This is a genomic window from Maritimimonas sp. 2205BS37-2 (assembly GCF_056591755.1).
On record NZ_JBWQOI010000002.1, the window covers coordinates 314879 to 334592 of the forward strand.

The window sequence follows — 19714 nt, forward strand, 5'->3', positions numbered from 1 at the left end:
GCATCTCTTATTTTATTTAAAATATTGATTATAAGTTATTTATAATTAATTCATTTATAATATCTAAACTCATTAAATCGCATAAAAAAACCTGTATCGACTTTTTGATACAGGCTTTTTGAGTTTCTTCAATAATATCCTATATCAAATCGGTGGTGAAATGATAATGACAATAATGACGATACTATTAAAAAAATTACACATATTCTTGAATTAAAAAAGCCTCCCCAATTTGGGGAGGCTTTATATTTTATCTTTAATTTAAAGTACCATTCCCCTATCCTTGCGAGCTAATCACAACGACAATAATAGAAATGATATTTAAAATTTGTTTCTTCATTTGATGTACAAATATTTAAAAATTGATTTTAAAAATCAAAATAAAATTGAATATTTATTTTTGTAGTTTTACTTTATGTATTTTAAAAAACTGATAATCAAAGAATAATATATGCTCAAACGTGTTAAATATTTTTTAGTCTATCTGCTACCAATTAGTGTTTATGTTTCATTTACATCCAAAGGTATTTTGACTTTTTTACCTGTTTTCATCTTTTTTGGATTGGTACCCTTATTAGAATTTTTCTTTAAAGCAGACGGCAGAAACTTTGATAAGGAAACTGCTAAACTTGAAAAAGAGAATAAGTTATATAGCTGGATATTATACCTCACTATACCTGTTCAATTTGCAATGTTATTTTTATTTTTTAATGTAATACAAGAACCCGAATTAACAATTATCGACTATGCTGGGCGCATTTTTTCTATGGGTTTAATGTGTGGTGTGATTGGTATTAATGTAGGACATGAACTAGGGCATCGTTTAAATAGGTTAGATCAATTTTGGGGGGAGCTATTATTATTGACATCATTGAATACACACTTTTTACCTTACCATAATGGTGGGCATCATTTTAATGTAGCCACTCCAAATGACGCAGCTACAGCTCGAAAAAATGAACCCCTTTATCTCTTTTGGATTCGTTCGCATTTTATGAGTTATAAAGAAGCATGGCAATTAGAAAATAAACGGATGAAGGAAGCTAATCTTTCTATTTTTTCATTGGGAAACAGAATGATGGTCTATACTATTGCTACTATTTTAGTACTTACTGCTATCTATTATTTTTACGGATGGCTCGTTTTAGCGGCTTTTATTTCGGCTTCGATTATAGGTATACTATTATTAGAAACTGTAAATTATATTGAGCATTACGGTTTACTTCGTAAGCAAAATGAACAAGGGCGTTATGAACGAGTTAAACACATACATTCATGGAATTCTGATCATATTATTGGAAAGCTAATGCTATTTAATTTATCACGTCATTCTGATCATCATTATAATGGCAGCAAGCCCTATCAAGTATTAAAGTCGTTACCTCAAAGCCCACAAATGCCTACAGGCTATCCAGGAATGATGTTGCTTTCATTACTACCTCCTTTGTGGTTTCGATATATGAATCCTAAAGTTGTTAAATTCAACGCTTAATAATAAACCATTTTATGCATACAGAAAAAACAGTTTCAGAAGCTGTTACTTACCGACGTTCCGTACGAATTTTTGATAAAGAAAAACCAATAAACACTGATAAAGTAAAACATTGTTTAGAACAAGCAGTGTTGGCACCTAATAGCAGCAACCTACAGCTATGGGAATTTTATCATGTTACTTCAAAAGAAATAATTGATAAAATAGCTCCAAATTGTTTTAATCAAAATGCAGCTAAAACGGCTCAACAATTGGTTGTAGTAGTTGTACGAAAAGACTTATGGCGTAAAAGAGCTAAAGCTAATTTAGAATTTATCGATGCCACTTATGGTAAAAATGAGAAATCGAAACAGTCTAATAGAGAAAAACAAATTAGAACATACTATGGTAAATTAATTCCTTTTGCATATGCAGATTTTCTAGGGCTTTTTGGTTTGGTTCGTTATCTGATGATCTTAATTATGGGGTTATTTAGGCCAATGTATCGTGAAGTTCGTAATTCAGATATGCGTATTGTAGCACATAAAAGTGCAGGGCTGGCGGCTCAAACTTTTATGCTAAGCATGGCTTCTATAGATTATGACACTTGCCCAATGGAAGGGTCTGATACCTGGCGGATAAAACGTATTTTGAGTTTACCACTAGGTGCAGAAATAAATATGATTATTGGGTGTGGAATTAGAGAAGAAAAAGGCGTTTATGGAGAACGATTTAGAATACCCTTTAACGAAGTTTACAATATTGTTTAGCTTCTATTTTGTTTTAATTTTTTTAGAAATTGCCTTTTCTAATTTCTTTTTATTAAAGAAAATTTTCGTCAATATAAAAGCCAAAATGATCCATAAGACTCCCGAAACTAAAAAACCCAAAGCCGTATTACTAAGGTAACTACCTATCCATAAAGAAAATGCCACAGCACCAAAGATAAGTCCTACGCTAATTGCTAAAAATGTGATAATAAGTGTCATTAGCGATGACACTACATTTGCAATTACTTTTGTGGAAGTTTCTATACCTAGTTGTACTTGTTGCTGAACGTACCTTTTACCTTCAAATGCAAGTTTATCAATAGCATCGATTCCTAAAAATTTAAAAAAATGCAGCAAGTATTGAACTGTTTTTTGGTTTCCTCATCATTTTTGAGATCGGTCTCAACTGTTTTTTCTGCTGCTCTAAGTGATTCAAGCAAAACCGATTTTAGCGCTTCATTATTCATAATGCTATGATTTATCTGAAGTAATTATTGGTTTATCAAAAATATTAGTTCCTCCCTTAACTCCGAAATCAAGTGTGGTAACTGCATATGCTAATGATATATTTTCTTGCTCAAATCGTTTTTTGATTCGCATAACAATTTCGCTCATTGCATTTAAGTAATCCTTCTGATGCGAGAATTTAATCCAAAATCGCAATTCAAAATTATAAGAATAACTTCCAATTTCAGTAAAGTAAAAATCAATGACTTCATTTTTTAAAACTGCATTTATTTTATCAACTTCTTCGAGCGTTGCTCTTTTTACGAGATCTAAATCGTCTCCATATGATACGCCACTTTTAAAAATAACTCTTCGTTTTCCAAAAGTTGAATAATTGGTAAAACTATTATTGTATATAAGTTGGTTAGGCACAAATACTTCTTGCCCAGAAATAGTTTTTACAGAGGTAGTAATCCATCCTATATCTCTAATAGTTCCAAAGGTTCCATCTATATCAACCCAATCTCCTATTTGAAAAGGGCGCTGAATGCCTAGTAAGAATCCGGCAAAACCATTTGAAGCAATATCTTTAAATGCAAATCCGGCTACAATACCTACAATTCCGGCTCCAGCTAATAATTTTGTTAATACACTTTCTAATCCGAGTACCTCAAGTGCTAAAAAAACTCCTGATAACAAAAAGAAAAAATAAACAATTGCAGCAATTATTTTAACTGCTTCTGGCTTACTTTTAAATAGTTTAGCATAAAACTTAAGGCTTAATTTTCTAAATAGCTTAGCAATAAAATAAAACACTATTAAAACTAACAGCGCCAGAAATATCTTTGGTAAATAATCAAACGTAGCGTGCTGCCATTTTTCTAGTAGTTTATTTATGTCTTTAAAATTATTCATGAAAGAGTTTTATTGCTTTTTGTGTTCAATCTTTTTATAAACATATTCTAGTAAAAAGCAGAAAACAATAATTCCTAATGCGATGATAACATCGGTTTTGCTTTTTGAATAATGGTCAACTAGAAGCGCTATCATGGCTACGAGGCACATGATAAACCCTAAAAGGGGAATAATTGCTTTTCCTTTTATTTCTGTACGCAACTTGTATCCTGTAAAATTAACGATGGCAAATATGAGTAAAAAGCCTACACTTCCAGCTGTTGATATACTTTCTAATTGTAAAACATTTACTAAAACTATTGTCGCCACAGCTGTAATAAGCAATCCTATTGGCTGATTCCAAAGTTTTCTTGTGAATTCGCATGGGAGTTCATCATCTTGCGCAATCTCATAATTCACTCTACTTCCTCCATACAATGATGCGTTAATTGCGGAAAAAGTAGAAATTAATGCCGCGATCGTAATTATAGTAAAGCCAACTTTTCCTAGCATAGGTTTGGCCGCTTCCGCCAACACATAGTCTTGGGCTGTAGCTATATCACTAAATGCTAATGATCCAACCGTTACCATGGCAATAATAATGTATAAGAAAATTACAAATAGTACAGACCAGTAATAAGCCTTTGGAATATTCTTTTCTGGATTTTCAATATCGGGAGCAGCATTAGCGATCAATTCAAATCCTTCGTAAGCAACAAAAATAACCATTCCAGCGGTTAATAACTTAAATGGAGATTCCCAGTGTTCTGGTGATAGTTGTTCTAAATGCGGATTGCCAAATAATCCGTAAACACCAATAACTACAAAACCTAGCAGGATCATTAATTTAATAATAACAGCATATGATTCTATTTTTCCAACCACAGTTATACTATAGTAATTAATAGCCGTGGCCAAAATTACAATGGCGGATGCATAAATATGTGAATCAATAATCTTATCACTTGTTATTTGGAATAAATTTGGCGCATAGGACCCAAAGGCAGAAGCATATAGCGCTAGCATAATAATATAACTAAACCATAATAGATTATTTATACCACCACTAAAAATTCCTATGCCAAAACCTTGATTTATAAACTTTACCGTTCCACCCCTATCGGGGTATTTTAATGAGAGTTTTACGTAACTATAAGAAGTAATTAAAGCTATAAGTCCAGCAATCAAAAACGATATTGGTGTACCTCCTTTTGCCATGGCCGCAGCCAAACCAAGTACCGCAAAAATACCCCCACCAACCATTCCGCCTATACCAATAGACATTGCTTCTTTTAACCCAATTTTGCTTGCCATAATTATCTATTTGATAACGATCAACTCATAAATACTATTCTCTAGATCGTCTTTATCTTTTCTAGCTTCGTTTAAAATAAAGCCATTTTTAACTAATAATCTTTTAGAACTTTCGTTTCTGTAATTGGTAAATGCTTCAATAGAATTTAATTCTAAATCTTCAAAGCCAAATTTCACTACTGCTTTTAAAGATTCTGTCATAATACCATTATTGTGAAATTTAGGATTTAAGTCATATCCCACTTCGGCTGTTTTTCTATCTTCAGTAAAATTCCATAAACATATTGACCCGATCATTTCATTAGTTTCCTTAAATGTAATGCCCCAATTTATATTTTCTCCATTTTCAAATCCCTTTGTAACTCTAGTTATAAAATCTTCTGCTTCCTTTAGATTCTTAGAAATTGATCTATTAATATACTTATTTACTTCATCATCAGATCTAAGCATATGTACCTTTTCTTTATCATTTAAGGAAAGTTTTCTAAGCACTAACCTTTCTGTGGTAAGAATTGGAAATGTTAATAATTTAAATTTCATTTTTTAGGCTTAAATACCAACTTGTTATTTGTGCTTTGAATTTTATCTTTATTCAATAACATTGGCACAAACTCACCATTAACATACTTTTCAGCCTGATCTTTGTAATGGTCACTTAAAGGATTACCTGATTGTCCGGTAGGAGAAATACTTACACTATTTTCAATATCTGAAAAATCGATAACTCTACGCGTTGATGGTCCTGAATTTACTTTATAATACCCTGTACTATCTAACTTAAAAGCTAAGTTATTGATCACTTCTTTTCCGCCATTTATTGGATATGGGCCTACGTTAAAATATTTACGTAATGATTTAACCTGGCCCATAGGATGATTATGTTCAAGAGTATGAACTCTCTCCCAGGTCCAGTCATTGCTAGTATTTCCTAATTGTTTTTCTAAAAATGTAACTGCTTCCTTAAATGATTTTACCACGATATCATTCTTAGTTTCCATTTTGTCTTTTGTTAAAATATTATCCCACCAAACCGATACTTCTCGTTGCATTTGATTTGCGGCTACTTTTTTTTGTTGAGACGTATTTAGATAAGTATAAAAAGTAGCTCCCATTTCATCTAGATATGTGTTTTCCAGCCATTCGTATAAAAAACGATTATAGATAGTTGGCGCAATGCTTTTAAGGTCATAATTACCATCCCATGCTTTTAGTTTTAATAATATTGCTTTCTCTTTATCAGAAAATAAATTTTCATCAACTGTTTTAAATGCTCTTTCAACCATAACGGGTGCCATCGAACTAGTAACATCATTGATCATTCGCATAACGTCTTCTTTTGTAAAGTCACTTTTAGCGTCTAATAAATTAACTATTCGCTTTGCTCGATCTTCAGGTTGGTAATAACCTGGGTATAAAATCCCAGCTATTGAATCGGGTTGATTGTTTGCAGAATACACGTAGTTCCATGAAGGATTTATAGCTTGTGGATTTTCTTCAAAAGTTAGGTATTCTTTTTCATCGTCATTACTATTTCCATTTAAAATTAATTTAGAGTTGACTTCGTTTATAAACTTATGCAGTTTACCCGAAGCGAACCAAGCGATATTATTTTTGCTATCTCCATACATAACATTTAAACCGGGAGCATGAATCATTTCTGCTCCTTTTTTAAACTCATCTAACGAATTTGCATGCGACATTAAATAAGATACATCTAACATTTTATTTTCATAGTTCGTGTAAACCCAATCCATTGCAATTGGTCTATCATCATTAATTTGCTCTATTACGTCATTTACAATTGGACCGTGCTCAGTTATTCGAAGATCGTACGATATTGTTTCGCCATCTTTAACTTTTATATTCTTTTTGAAAATTTTATAATCTTTTGGTCCTTCTGGCGTGAGGTATTGCGTATTATTATTTGGGTTATTTTCTTCAAAATAAAAATCAAGATCATCATTAGCAAACATGGTTAAGCCATATGCGTAATTTCTATTATGTCCGAGTAAAGGAAATGGAGTTAAAGCCAAGTTGTATCCGTACATTTCATAATCGGGAGTTACTATATGCGATTGATACCATACAGCAGGTTGTGAAAAGGCGATGTGTGGGTCATTTGCAAAAATCACCTTACCGTTTTTGGTCTTTTCAGGGCCTATTACCCAACTGTTACTACCAATAAATGGTGCAATTGGCAAAATATCATAAATTTCATTAATAGCCTTTGCTAAACGGCTTTCGAATACGGGGTTTTGTTCATTTTTAATTAATGTGGTTGTACTATCAATAACAACTCCTAATTCCTTAAGATATTCTACCCCAAGTTTTTCTTTAATCTCTGTTAATACGGGTTCTGTTTTATGGGCAATGGCAAAACTGAACCCCATATATCCAATAACATTATATATATCTTTTAATGTGTATTCCTCTTTTTCAAGCCCAACTAAGTGAAATTCTATTGGGGTAGGGCCATCGTTGATGAACTGATTAACACCTTCTAAATATGCAATAGAAAGCTTATACGCCTCGCTATTCTTATCTAGATTTCTAATGGTTTCTTCTGCCGCTTCTTCGATTCCTAGGCTTGAAAAGAACTTATCATTTCTAATTAATTTTTCACCAAATAATTCTGAAAGTCTCCCGGCTGCTATTCGTCTGATCAACTCCATTTGCCAAAGCCTATCTTGAGCATGCACGTAACCCAAAGTTTTGCGGGCATCCATTTCATTTTGTGCATAAATATGTGGTACTCCATAATCGTCATAATATACTTCTACTTCTGCTTTGAGGTTTTGGAGTTCTATAGTTCCGCTATATTCTGGCTGTAGGCTTCTGGAAATTAACCAACCGCTAAGCAGTAGTAAAATAAGGACAATTGATAAAACTAAAGCTGCTTTTTTAAGGATGCGCATGAGGTAAGTAACAATTTAAAGGTTAGCTAAAAATAACCAATAAATTCTAAATTAATCATCTACTTTTTGTATTTTTAACATTGAGATTGCGGAAGGGGATTTATTAAATAACCGCAACTTATTAAGCACCCATACTTCTATCGGGTGCTTTTTTATATAATAAAACCCCAAAGTTGAATCAACTTTGGGGTTTTATTATTCAATAAGAAGTTATATCTAGAATTCTTCTTCGCCTTCACGTATTGGAACATCTTGAGGTGTAAAATCTTGACCACCCCATAGTTCTCCATTTTCATCTCTTTTACTATAGTCATAAGCCCATCGGTGTACATGAGGGATTTCTCCTGGCCAATTACCATGCATATGTTCTACTGGTGCTGTCCATTCTAATGTATTTGCTTTCCATGGGTTCTTTGGTGCTTTAGGCCCTTTCTTTATACTAAAGAAGAAATTTGCCAAGAAAATTAGCTGTGCAACACCGCCAATAATTGCAAATACCGTGATCACCTGATTAATGTGTAATAAATCATCAAACATTGGAAACGCCGTATTACTATAATATCTACGTGGTAAACCTGCTAATCCGGTAAAGTGCATAGGGAAGAATACTCCATAGGCTGAGATTGCCGTTAACCAGAAATGCATATAACCTAAATCTTTATTCATCATTCTTCCATACATCTTAGGAAACCAGTGGTAAACACCAGCAAACATTCCAAAAATAGCCGATATACCCATTACTAAGTGGAAGTGCGCTACTACAAACATCGTATCATGCACATTAATATCTAAAGCACTATCACCCAAAATTAACCCTGTTAAACCACCTGATATGAAGGTTGACACCATCCCAATGGAATACATCATTGCCGGGTTGAGTTGTAAGTTACCTTTCCATAAAGTAGTAATATAATTAAATGCCTTTACAGCCGATGGAATCGCAATTAATAATGTAGTAAAAGTAAATACAGAACCTAAAAACGGATTCATTCCTGTTACGAACATATGGTGACCCCAAACAATTGTCGATAAAAATGCAATTGCAATAATCGAACCAATCATCGCACGGTACCCAAAGATAGGTTTTCGTGAATTGGTTGCTATTACTTCTGAGGTTATACCTAATGCAGGTAATAAAATAATATATACTTCTGGGTGCCCTAAGAACCAGAAAAGGTGTTCGAATAATATTGGTGATCCTCCCTGATAATGCAACACTTCACCTGAAATAAATATATCAGATAAGTAAAAAGAAGTACCAAAACTTCTATCAAATACCAGTAATAATGCTGCTGACAACAATACCGGGAATGAAATAACACCGATTATTGCTGTAATAAAAAACGCCCATATTGTTAATGGTAAACGCGTCATCTTCATTCCTCTTGTACGAAGATTCAATACGGTTACAATATAGTTTAATGATCCTAATAATGAGGAAGCAATAAAAATAGCCATTGAAACCAGCCATAGGGTCATCCCCAAACCAGATCCAGACATTGCCTGAGGTAATGCACTTAATGGTGGGTAAACCGTCCATCCTGCAGATGCCGGTCCTGTTTCAACAAATAGCGAAATAACCATTACCACACTAGATAAAAAGAACATCCAATATGACAACATGTTTAAGAAGCCGGAAGCCATATCACGAGCGCCGATCTGTAATGGAATTAATAAGTTACTAAATGTACCACTCAAACCTGCTGTTAATACAAAGAATACCATTATAGTACCATGAATGGTTACCAAAGCCATGTACATATCTGGCGTCATTTGTCCTCCTTCTCCGCCACGACCTAAGAAAGCCTCAATGATGCTAAACTTTTGATCTGGATAGGCTAACTGTAAACGAAATAACATCGACATAAAAATGCCTATAATACCCATGATCATACCAGTAATTAAATACTGTTTGGCAATCATTTTATGATCTTGACTAAAGATATACTTTGTTACAAAAGTTTCTTTATGATGATGGTGATCTGACATATCTCTATTCTTTATTTTCTTCTTAATTTAAACTTTGAGCTAATGTTTTTTGAGTAGCAATCCACTCATTGAATTTATCTTCTTCTTCAACAATTATCTTTAATTGCATATTGTAGTGAGAAGCCCCACAAATCTTATTACACAATAAAATATAGTCAAATTCTACAGGTTCTTTTCCTTCAGATTCTCTCAACTGGTTGATTTTCTCAAATTTGGTTTTCGTATCTGGATATTCACGCATTTCTTCGGTTGTAACCGTAGGTGTATATGCAATTTGGGTAGTCATGCCTGGCACACAGTTCATCTGAGCTCTAAAGTGTGGCATATATGCCGAGTGCAATACATCTTGAGAGCGTAATTTAAAGATTACTTTTCTACCTTTAGGGAGATGTAATTCTTTTACAAATGATACCGGATCTGCCACTAAAGGAATATCATCAGCAGCATTTTTATCGCCCATATCTACTCCCATAGTATTTGTACCTTCAATATAGCGAACATTCGCATCACCCAAAACATTATCTTTCCCTGCATAACGCGCTTCCCATTGGAATTGCTTAGCGTATAATTCAATAATTAATGGATCATCAGCATCAGACACATCCATTACCTGGTTCCAAGTCCATAATCCGTAAATGATCAAGAAAGTTAATACTACAGCTGGAGTAACAGTCCACCATAATTCTAGTTTATGGCTATCTGCAAAGAAGATGGCCTTTCTACCTTCAATTCCTCTATATTTCCAGGTAAAGAAATAGATCAAAAATTGTAAGATAAACTGAACAACCAAAATTAAGGTCATGGTTATCTTAAACAAGATATCTATATGATAGCCTTCCTCAGAAGCTGATAATTGTGGTAGTAATACGTCTTTACCGCCATACATACTGTATAACATCAACCCGTATAAAAAGCCCATAAGACCTAACATCAACCATCCGTTAATATTATTTTCTCTTGGCGTAGCTGTAGCGTCTTCTACCTTAGTTAAGCCCAATAGCTTTACAAATTGCCAACATGCTACTGCAATTGCTACAAAAATGATAATAAAAAATAATGCCTTCATCTGTTATAGTTGATAATTTTCTTTAGTAATGAAATATTTCACTTTCCTTCATTAATGGATTTCCTTTGGCCAACAATGGTGCTTTCGTAAGTGCATTGAACACTACATAAATGAACAAGCCTAAGAAAAATAATAGCGCTCCTATTTCTGGGATTCCAAAATGCCAGTTGCTACCTACAGTACCCGGAGCAATCATAACAAACAGGTCTAAGTAATGACCAGCTAATATGATTAATCCTGCTAATACTACAAACCAAGGTACTCTCTTATAATCACTATTCATTAATACCAATATTGGAAACGCAAAGTTCATAATTAGCATTCCTATAAATAGTGGTTGATATGCACCTACTAAGCGTGGATAGAAGTATGTTGTTTCTTCAGGAATATTTGCATACCACTGTAACATGAACTGTGCAAAAAATAAATATGTCCAAAAAATGCTAAATGCGAACATATACTTCCCTAAATCATGAATATGACTATCGTTTACAAATGGTAAGTACCCTTTTGAACGTAAATAAATAGTTACGAAAGCAATTACAGTAATTGCAGATACAAACATACTAGCGAATACATAGAATGGATATAACTGACTAAACCAGTGATGATCGATAGACATTAACCAATCAAAGGCCATAAATAATTCTGTAGTTAAGAATACAACTAAGAATACTACCGAAAGTGTGAAATTTCTTTTATAATGTTTAAGGTCTGAGGCTGTATCTTGAGCTCTAGAGTTTTTAATGATAAAATGTCTGAATCCTATCCAAATCAACACGTAGATTACAGATCTTATCAGCCAGCCTGGTATATTTAACCACCAGTCTTTTACTTCCATAGCATAATCATAGTTTTCTGCTGTAGGATCTATGCTTGTATACATCCAAGCAAACATATGATTACCATGCCCCACTGATGAATAAACTAAGAATAGTAAAACAATAATAGAACCGGGTACGATATAAGCAGAAACTCCTTCCATTACTCTAAAAAGTACTGGAGACCATCCTGCCGTTGCGGCTCTTTGGATACAATAATAAACAAAGGCACAAACGCTTATCAATAAAAAGAATAACATTGCTGTATAGATGGCCGTCCAAGGTCTATTTTTGGCAAATGTTAATTCATGTTCTAAATGAGCTTGCTCATCTTGCACTCCGTGGCCATCGCCATGATCATCATTTTTTACATCGTGAGAAGTAACTGCGTGCGACTCTTCTTTGTGTGCTTCGGTTTCATCTTGATGGTCTGCACCTACTTCCTCAGCATGAGCCGTATCCTTTACTTTTTCAACATGTAACGTATCTTGAGCCACTTCTGCATGTATAACATCCTCTTTATGTACGGCCGCAATCTGTTCTTTTATAGGATGTGCTTCTTCTCCATGACTATCAGCTGCAGCGTGCCCGCCACCATGACCATCATCTTTATGAAGCATCTCTTTTACCTCTTCAGTTGTTTTTGGAGTAGTAAGAAAACCATAACCAATACCCAATATTCCTAATACCATAAAGGCTAGGGCTAAGGTTTTTAATTTACTTGAAAATGTGTACATATCTCTAATATTCCGGGTAACCGTTTCGTTTATTTTAATAAATCGTTTCTAAGTTTTTCAACATATTGTACTACCTCCCAACGTTCAGTTGGTGTTAATTGAGAAGCATGAGAGCCCATAAGGTTTCTACCATACATTATTACATGATAAATACTCCCTTCGGTGATCTCTCTATCTTTATAACTGGGTATTCCTAAAAACTTTTCGTTTTGTACCAAAGGCCCTTGACCATCTCCTTTTGTTCCGTGACAAGTTGCGCAATAGATATCATACATTTTTTTACCATTGGCCAAACTTGCTTCAGTAGCTTTGAAAGGAGTTACTAGCGAGTCTTTAGCCGCTTGGTAACCTGCTTCAGAATCTTCATACTCATACGGAAATTCACTACCTCTTGCAATAGTTCCTTCTACAGGCAACTGAGCAGAAGTTCCATTTTTAAATATTGAATCTGCAGCATAAGTATCATAAGGTACTGCAACATACATGTCTGTATCTGCCATATATTGTACTTGTCTTTTTTGTTTGTTTACACAAGACATAAGTGTAATAATCACCACAAATACAACAGTTATTTTTATAAAGCTCTTCATAAATATTAGTGCTTTTCTTTTACGTTAATTTCAATTGCTCCTGTATTTTTTAACAAAGAAGCCACTTCGTCTTCATTGCCTTCTACTGCCACCTCCATTAAAAACTTATCATCTGTCGTTCTAGGATCTGGGTTTTCGGCTTTTCTAAATGGCCAAATTTTACTACGCATATAGAATGTAATAACCATTAAATGCGCTGCAAAGAATACCGTCATTTCGAATAATACCGGAACAAAAGCTGGCATGTTCATATAAAAGGCAAAACTAGGTTTACCACCGATATTTTGTGGCCAGTCTAAAATCATGATATAGTTTAAGAACCAAGCAGCAAAACCTAATCCGGTTAGGCCAAATAAAAATGCTGTAATACCCATTCTTGTTGGCGCTAAACCCATAGCTTTATCAAGACCATGTACAGGAAATGGTGTATATATTTCTTCTATATGATGGTGAGCTGCACGAACCTCTTTAACGGCTTTTAATAGCACATCATCATCGTCATATAAAGCGTGAATTACTTTTGAACTCATAATTAAGATTTCAGTTTTTTAGCTTGACCTGCCCAATCATCTCTTTCTGCTCTTCCTGGGAAAGAACCAGTGATACTATCTAACAGATCATATTCTTTTTTAGTCATTTTACTCACCTGATCAAAGGTGTAAATACCTATTTTATTTAAGGTTTCTTCCATTTTTGGTCCAACACCACTAATCTTCTTTAAGTCATCGGCCGTTTGTGTATTTGAATCAAATATTCCAATACTATCTAATAAACTACTTGCTTTTGACGTGATATCGTCTATAATTGAAGATTCTTCAGTAGGCTCATTTGTTTCAACGGAAGCTTGCTGTGTCACCGTAGCTCCAGCCATTCCAAATGCAACAGGCTGTCCTGTTTCTCTTGCTTTCTTATAATTATCTCCTGTAGATTTTAAGATAGATTTTACTTCTGCCTGAGCAATTACCGGAAATGTTCTTGCATATAATAAGAATAATACGAAGAAGAAACCTAGCGTACCAATAAAGATACCTATATCAACAAATGTTGGAGAGAACTGCGTCCAAGAAGAAGGCAAGTGTCCTCTACTTAAGTTAATCACAATAATATCAAAACGCTCAAACCACATACCAATATTGATAAAAATCGAGATGACGAACGTCCAGATATAATTTGTTCTAATTTTTTTGAACCAGAATAATTGGGGTATTACTGAGTTACATATAATAAGTGACCAAAATGCCCACCAATACGGACCTGTAGCCGCACCAACAGATAAGTAAACAAAATCTTCATAACTACTACCTGTATACCATCCAACGAAGAATTCAGATAAATAGGCAACGGTAACGATACCACCAGTTACCAAAATTACTTTATTCATATTTTCAATATGAACACGTGTAATATAGTATTCTAAGTTACATACTTTACGCATAATTAGTAATAGCGTTTGTACCATCGCAAAACCAGAGAATACCGCTCCTGCAACGAAATAAGGAGGATATACTGTACTATGCCATCCTGGTATTACCGATGTGGCGAAGTCAAAGGATACTATGGTGTGTACCGATAATACTAAAGGTGTTGCTAAACCGGCTAACACTAATGATACTTCTTCAAAACGTTGCCAGTCTTTGGCTCTTCCGCTCCATCCAAAGCTTAATAGGCTATATATTTTCTTTTGAAAAGGCTTTGTTGCTCTATCACGAATCATTGCAAAATCTGGTAATAATCCTGTCCACCAGAACACCAATGATACCGTTAAATAAGTAGAAATCGCGAACACATCCCACAATAATGGTGAATTAAAGTTTACCCAAAGTGCTCCTAATTGATTAGGAATTGGTAAGGTATAAAACCCATCCCAGATACGTCCCATGTGAATCAATGGAAATAATCCGGCTTGAACAACGGCAAATATGGTCATGGCTTCAGCAGAACGGTTAATACCCATTCTCCATTTTTGACGGAATAATAATAGTACCGCAGATATAAGTGTACCCGCGTGACCAATACCAACCCACCAAACAAAGTTTGTAATATCCCAAGCCCAGTTAATTCTATTGTTCAATCCCCATACTCCAATACCAGTACCAATTGTATAAGCAATGGCACCAAATCCCCAAAGGAAAGCGGCAAGTGAAATAATAAAGGCAATCCACCATTTTTTATTTGCTTTACCTTCAATAGGCCTAGCAACATCTACAGTGATATCGTGATAACTTTTATCTCCTGTAATGATGGCTTCTCTAATAGGCGCTTCGTAATGACCCATAATTATATCTAATTCTTAATTATTATAATGTTATTTCTTCGTTTGTATTTCTAACATCTAATTGATAGAATACATTAGGTTGTGTACCAACAAAATCTAATAAATGGAATGTTCTATCATCTTCTTTCAAATGCGAAACTTTACTTTCTTCATTATTTACATCACCAAATACCATAGCTCCGGTACTACATGCATTTGCACATGCTACTTCAAATTCATCCTTTTCAACTTGTCTACCTTCTCTTTTAGCCTTAAGAATAGTAGCCTGAGTCATTTGAATACACATAGAACATTTTTCCATAACACCTCTAGAACGTACAACCACATCTGGGTTTAAAACCATTCTACCAAGGTCACTATTCATATTATAGTCAAATTCGTTATTATCGAAGTATTTAAACCAGTTAAAACGACGTACTTTATAAGGACAGTTGTTTGCACAATAACGTGTTCCAATACATCTGTTATAAGCCATTTGGTTTTGACCTTGACGTCCATGAGATGTTGCCGCTACCGGACATACAGTCTCACAAGGAGCATGATTACAATGCTGACACATTACTGGTTGGAAAGTTACTTCGGGAGCATCCGAAGGAACTGTTTGTGCATTAAAGAATTCACCAGTACCAAAAATACCTTCTTCTTTACCTCTCTCAGGGGTCATTTCAGAAGAATAGTATCTATCAATACGTAACCAATGCATATCTCTACTTTTTCTTATCTCCTCTTTACCAACAACAGGTACGTTATTTTCAGCATGACAGGCAACTACACAAGCTGCACATCCAGTACATGCCGCTAAGTCTATTGATAAGTTAAATTTAGGGCCAATATTATCTTCGAATTTATCCCAAAGATCAACCTTCTCCAAAGACACACTTTGATGCTCTAATTGCACATGTGGTTCAGGGTTCCAGTCGTGTTTTGGTTTATTAACAAAATCAGCTAAAGTGGTTTCTCTAATGATTTCATCTCTGCCCATCAGTGTATGCTGTAACTGAATACATGCAAACTCATGACGTCCATCAACTTTCTGAATTGTTACTGGTTGATTTGTAGAAAAATTCTGATATAAGGGATAGGCATTTACACCAATCTTCATATTATCATTGACACCATCAACTTTACCATAACCCAATGCTAATCCTATAGAGCCTGGTGCTTGACCTGGTTGAATATATGCTGGTACATTCTCTATAGTTACACCATTTACGGTAACATTCACTAAGTTTCCATCAAGTGCACCGTTAGAAACCGTCCAGTTCTCTAAACCATTTGCCTCAGCATCAACTCTAGATATGGTAATGTAATTGTCCCATGATGTTCTGGTAATAGGATCTGGCAATTCTTGTAACCAAGGATTGTTTGCCATTTTACCGTCACCTAAACTTGTTTTAGTGTATAAGTTTAATTCTAACTCAGCAGGTGTAATATTAGCTAATGCTGAAAGGGCTTGAGCAACATTTACCGTTGAAGTTTCTTCATTTTCAGAATCAACTTGAGTTTCGGTTGTAGCTGAAGTCGTATCAATAGTTAATACTCCATCGTGTAAAGCTTTACTCCATGAGGTACCTGCTAATACATTTGAGGCCCAGTATGATTTAAGATAGTCGTGATAAGACTGGCCAGAGCCAATCCACTTTAAGATACTATCTTGAAATTGTCTTGTATTAAATAAAGGTCTAATTGTTGGTTGCGTTAAACCAAAATGACCTTTTTTAGTTTGCACATCCCCCCAAGCTTCTAGATAATGTGGTGTTGTTGCAACATATTGAGAAGCTTTAGCCGTTGCATCATTAGCAGCAGTAAACGTTACAGATAATGCAACATTCTTCAAGCCTTCAACAAATTCAGCTCCATTAAATAAGGTATACGCCGGATTAGTATTGTAAGTAAATACAGCACCCACTTTCCCAGCTTTCATGTCAGCTACCAATTGTGCTACTTTGGCATCATTACCACTTCTAATATATCTTGGTGCAGCAGTATCTACCGCTTTGCTTCCCAATGCTTTATTTAATACTAATGCTACTAACTGTGCGTTTTTATCATTAGCTCCAGTTACAACTACTCCTTTACTACCTGCTTTCTTCAGCTGAGCTGCCGTTTTTGCAATATGCTCATTAGCTGGTGTAGCACCATTTACAACTGCATTATAAAGATCTGCTAATACTTTTGCTTGTTCAGATGGCTTTACCATATAACGTTTATCAGCGTTACCTCCTGTCAATGTCATATTTGATTCAAACTGAATATGACGTGACATTTTTCCATGATCTGGCACGCGTCCTTTGGCATAACCAACTTCAAATCCACCACCTTGCCAATCTCCTAAGAAATCTGCTCCTATAGAAACAATAACTGCAGCCTTACTAAAATCGTAATCAGGTAAAGCTCTTTCACCATACATTGCTTCAAAGGCATCTAATGCCGCCGAGTCTGAAATTGCATCATATGCAATATGATCTGTATTTGGATATAGCGCCGTAAAATCTTTAATCAAATTCGCTGTAGAAGGACTTGCTAATGTTCCCGTTAGAAACACAATCTTTTTATCACTTCCTTTTAACTTTGCCAATTCTGCACCAACTGCATTATCTAGAGAAGTCCAATCTGAATCTTCACCTCCAACTCTAGGACCTTTTAAACGATTGCTATCATACAAGTTTAAAACAGATGCTTGAACTCTAGCATTGGTATCACCGCTAACTTTAGCTAATTTGTTAGGCTCTATCTTTATTGGACGTCCTTCTCTTACTTTAACTAAAACGTTGGCAAAATCAGTTCCATCAGCAATCGATGAAGCATAATAATCTGGCACACCAGGCACCACGTTATCTGGTTTTACCACATAAGGAATCGATTTTACTACCGGACCCTCACAAGCAGCTAACGAAGCAGCAGCAGTTGTAAAACCAACATACTTTAAGAAATCTCTACGTGATGTTTCAGAACTCTCTAAGGTTTCTTTATCACCTAAAAATTGTTCTGTAGGAATTTCTTTAGCAAATTCGTTTTGTCTCAGCTTTTCAACAATAGAGCTATCTTCTTTTAGCTCTTCAACACTTTTCCAGTATCTCTTGTTTGATGCCATATTAAATTGACTATTTATATTGACTAATGTCTAATTTCTTAATTTGATTTTAGTAGTGACATTTACCACATTCTTTTCCGCCCATTTGAGCTACTGTCACTTTTTCTACACCGTACTTTTTAGATAATTCTTCATGAATCTTGGCGTAGTATTCGTTGCCTTTAAGGTCTACCTCAGTATCTTTATGACACTCTATACACCACCCCATAGTTAAAGGTGAGAATTGATACATTTCGTCCATTTCTTCAACAGGGCCATGACACTTTTGGCACTGCACATTACCTACAGTTACGTGCTGTGAGTGATTAAAATAAGCAAAGTCTGGCAGATTATGAACGCGTGTCCATTTAACAGGCTTTTGTTCGTAACCTGCTATATATTCTCTATTTTCTTTATCAAAACCTATCGCGTCATAAATTTTTTGAATTTCGGCATCAAGTTCTGGTTTCTCTAGGGTTTCGCCGTTAAATTCAACCTTTGTTCCTTCTGCAACTTCCGTTATATTTTTATGACAATTCATACATACATTCACTGAAGGAATTCCAGAGGTTTTACTATGCTTCGCTGAAGAGTGACAATATTGACAATCTATTTTGTTTTCACCAGCATGAATTTTATGCGAAAATGCAATTGGCTGAATTGGTTGATAACCCTCATCAACTCCTATCGCCATTAATCCTTTATAACCAAAATAAGCAGTTGCCAATAACAAAGCGATCGTAGTAACTAACTTTAGGAATTCATTAGTACTCTTAAAATATATCCATAAAACTAATAATAGTAATACGAAAAGAACAACATATGTCATCCATGCAGTTGAAGGCTCTGGAGTTGCTCCTTTTGGATCCTCACCAACTACAACTTTTTTATCAACATCGCCATGTGTGGTATACGCTAAGATAGCATCGATATCTGCATCTGATAACTGCGGAAAAGCCGTCATCACAGAACCATTGTATTCATTGAAAATAGCGATCGCATCTGCATCGCCGCTAGCTCTTAAAGCCGCATTATCTTTAATCCAATCTTTTAACCATTGATTGGTTCTTCGGTCTTCGATTCCGCTTAATTCCGGACCAATTAATTTACCTTGTAACTTATGACAAGATGCACAATTGGCATTAAATATCTTTTTACCAGTTCGAACCTGAACGGAGTCTAACTCTTGAGCTGAAAGCTGAAAAGAAAAAAGGAAAAGAAACGCTAGACTTGAAAGGATGAATCTTAAGGTTTGGTTGTGTTTATCCACACTTTTCATATTGTAAATGTATATTTCTGTCTTCTTTGGTATGATTTTTTCTTTAAGACCAGTAAATAATAAACATAATTAT

General features: G+C 34.7%; 15 protein-coding genes. 2 read left to right on the forward strand and 13 right to left on the reverse strand.

Annotated elements, in window-relative coordinates:
• Positions 1 to 451: 451 nt before the first annotated feature.
• Together AC1EUU_RS08780 and AC1EUU_RS08785 are read left to right on the forward strand one after the other, a co-directional pair.
• Positions 452 to 1492, forward strand: a complete 1041-nt coding sequence (locus AC1EUU_RS08780) for an alkane 1-monooxygenase (RefSeq protein WP_480201042.1) — start codon at positions 452 to 454, stop codon at positions 1490 to 1492.
• 14 nt (positions 1493 to 1506) lie between these two features.
• Positions 1507 to 2241, forward strand: coding sequence for a nitroreductase family protein (locus AC1EUU_RS08785; protein ID WP_480201043.1), 735 nt, complete (start codon positions 1507 to 1509; stop codon positions 2239 to 2241).
• Between the two features lie 3 nt (positions 2242 to 2244).
• Here the strand turns inward: AC1EUU_RS08785 and AC1EUU_RS08790 are convergent, their stop codons facing one another.
• The 13 genes from AC1EUU_RS08790 to AC1EUU_RS08850 all read right to left on the reverse strand — a co-directional run bounded on the left by AC1EUU_RS08790 (position 2245) and on the right by AC1EUU_RS08850 (position 19641).
• On the reverse strand, positions 2245 to 2598 hold the full coding sequence (locus tag AC1EUU_RS08790; RefSeq protein ID WP_480201044.1) for a hypothetical protein: 354 nt from the start codon (positions 2596 to 2598) through the stop codon (positions 2245 to 2247).
• A 114-nt stretch (positions 2599 to 2712) separates the two neighbouring features.
• Positions 2713 to 3603, reverse strand: a complete 891-nt coding sequence (locus AC1EUU_RS08795) for a mechanosensitive ion channel family protein (RefSeq protein WP_480201045.1) — start codon at positions 3601 to 3603, stop codon at positions 2713 to 2715.
• A 9-nt stretch (positions 3604 to 3612) separates the two neighbouring features.
• Positions 3613 to 4896 (reverse strand): APC family permease, encoded by a 1284-nt coding sequence (locus AC1EUU_RS08800; RefSeq protein ID WP_480201046.1) that lies wholly within the window; start codon positions 4894 to 4896, stop codon positions 3613 to 3615.
• A gap of 6 nt (positions 4897 to 4902) precedes the next feature.
• Positions 4903 to 5436 (reverse strand): GNAT family N-acetyltransferase, encoded by a 534-nt coding sequence (locus AC1EUU_RS08805; protein ID WP_480201047.1) that lies wholly within the window; start codon positions 5434 to 5436, stop codon positions 4903 to 4905.
• Positions 5433 to 7811, reverse strand: a complete 2379-nt coding sequence (locus AC1EUU_RS08810) for a penicillin acylase family protein (protein ID WP_480201048.1) — start codon at positions 7809 to 7811, stop codon at positions 5433 to 5435. The genes AC1EUU_RS08805 and AC1EUU_RS08810 overlap by 4 nt, the downstream gene beginning before the upstream one ends.
• 216 nt (positions 7812 to 8027) lie before the next feature.
• Entirely contained in the window at positions 8028 to 9800 is a 1773-nt protein-coding gene (locus AC1EUU_RS08815; protein WP_480201049.1) for a cytochrome c oxidase subunit I, read from the reverse strand.
• A gap of 22 nt (positions 9801 to 9822) precedes the next feature.
• On the reverse strand, positions 9823 to 10866 hold the full coding sequence (locus tag AC1EUU_RS08820) for a cytochrome c oxidase subunit II (protein WP_480201050.1): 1044 nt from the start codon (positions 10864 to 10866) through the stop codon (positions 9823 to 9825).
• Between the two features lie 22 nt (positions 10867 to 10888).
• The gene (locus tag AC1EUU_RS08825; protein ID WP_480201051.1) at positions 10889 to 12424 is read right to left on the reverse strand and encodes a quinol:cytochrome C oxidoreductase; all 1536 of its coding nucleotides are present in this window, start codon (positions 12422 to 12424) and stop codon (positions 10889 to 10891) included.
• A 29-nt stretch (positions 12425 to 12453) separates the two neighbouring features.
• The gene (locus AC1EUU_RS08830) at positions 12454 to 13014 is read right to left on the reverse strand and encodes a c-type cytochrome (protein WP_480201052.1); all 561 of its coding nucleotides are present in this window, start codon (positions 13012 to 13014) and stop codon (positions 12454 to 12456) included.
• Between the two features lie 5 nt (positions 13015 to 13019).
• Complete coding sequence (locus tag AC1EUU_RS08835; RefSeq protein ID WP_480201053.1) at positions 13020 to 13544, reverse strand: DUF3341 domain-containing protein; 525 nt, start codon at positions 13542 to 13544, stop codon at positions 13020 to 13022.
• 2 nt (positions 13545 to 13546) lie between these two features.
• Entirely contained in the window at positions 13547 to 15292 is a 1746-nt protein-coding gene (gene nrfD, locus AC1EUU_RS08840; protein WP_480201845.1) for an NrfD/PsrC family molybdoenzyme membrane anchor subunit, read from the reverse strand.
• A gap of 19 nt (positions 15293 to 15311) precedes the next feature.
• On the reverse strand, positions 15312 to 18383 hold the full coding sequence (locus AC1EUU_RS08845; protein WP_480201054.1) for a TAT-variant-translocated molybdopterin oxidoreductase: 3072 nt from the start codon (positions 18381 to 18383) through the stop codon (positions 15312 to 15314).
• A gap of 49 nt (positions 18384 to 18432) precedes the next feature.
• Positions 18433 to 19641, reverse strand: a complete 1209-nt coding sequence (locus AC1EUU_RS08850; protein WP_480201055.1) for a c-type cytochrome — start codon at positions 19639 to 19641, stop codon at positions 18433 to 18435.
• Positions 19642 to 19714 lie beyond the last annotated feature (73 nt).

Excerpts from the sequence above, each read along its gene's own strand:
- AC1EUU_RS08810 (WP_480201048.1), bottom strand. The coding sequence starts at position 7,811 with ATGCGCATCCTTAAAAAAGCAGCTTTAGTTTTATCAATTGTCCTTATT.
- AC1EUU_RS08825 (WP_480201051.1), bottom strand. The coding sequence starts at position 12,424 with ATGTACACATTTTCAAGTAAATTAAAAACCTTAGCCCTAGCCTTTATG.
- AC1EUU_RS08795 (WP_480201045.1), bottom strand. The coding sequence starts at position 3,603 with ATGAATAATTTTAAAGACATAAATAAACTACTAGAAAAATGGCAGCAC.
- AC1EUU_RS08845 (WP_480201054.1), bottom strand. The coding sequence starts at position 18,383 with ATGGCATCAAACAAGAGATACTGGAAAAGTGTTGAAGAGCTAAAAGAA.
- AC1EUU_RS08780 (WP_480201042.1), top strand. The coding sequence starts at position 452 with ATGCTCAAACGTGTTAAATATTTTTTAGTCTATCTGCTACCAATTAGT.
- AC1EUU_RS08820 (WP_480201050.1), bottom strand. The coding sequence starts at position 10,866 with ATGAAGGCATTATTTTTTATTATCATTTTTGTAGCAATTGCAGTAGCA.
- AC1EUU_RS08800 (WP_480201046.1), bottom strand. The coding sequence starts at position 4,896 with ATGGCAAGCAAAATTGGGTTAAAAGAAGCAATGTCTATTGGTATAGGC.
- AC1EUU_RS08850 (WP_480201055.1), bottom strand. The coding sequence starts at position 19,641 with ATGAAAAGTGTGGATAAACACAACCAAACCTTAAGATTCATCCTTTCA.
- AC1EUU_RS08805 (WP_480201047.1), bottom strand. The coding sequence starts at position 5,436 with ATGAAATTTAAATTATTAACATTTCCAATTCTTACCACAGAAAGGTTA.
- AC1EUU_RS08785 (WP_480201043.1), top strand. The coding sequence starts at position 1,507 with ATGCATACAGAAAAAACAGTTTCAGAAGCTGTTACTTACCGACGTTCC.
- AC1EUU_RS08830 (WP_480201052.1), bottom strand. The coding sequence starts at position 13,014 with ATGAAGAGCTTTATAAAAATAACTGTTGTATTTGTGGTGATTATTACA.
- AC1EUU_RS08815 (WP_480201049.1), bottom strand. The coding sequence starts at position 9,800 with ATGTCAGATCACCATCATCATAAAGAAACTTTTGTAACAAAGTATATC.
- AC1EUU_RS08835 (WP_480201053.1), bottom strand. The coding sequence starts at position 13,544 with ATGAGTTCAAAAGTAATTCACGCTTTATATGACGATGATGATGTGCTA.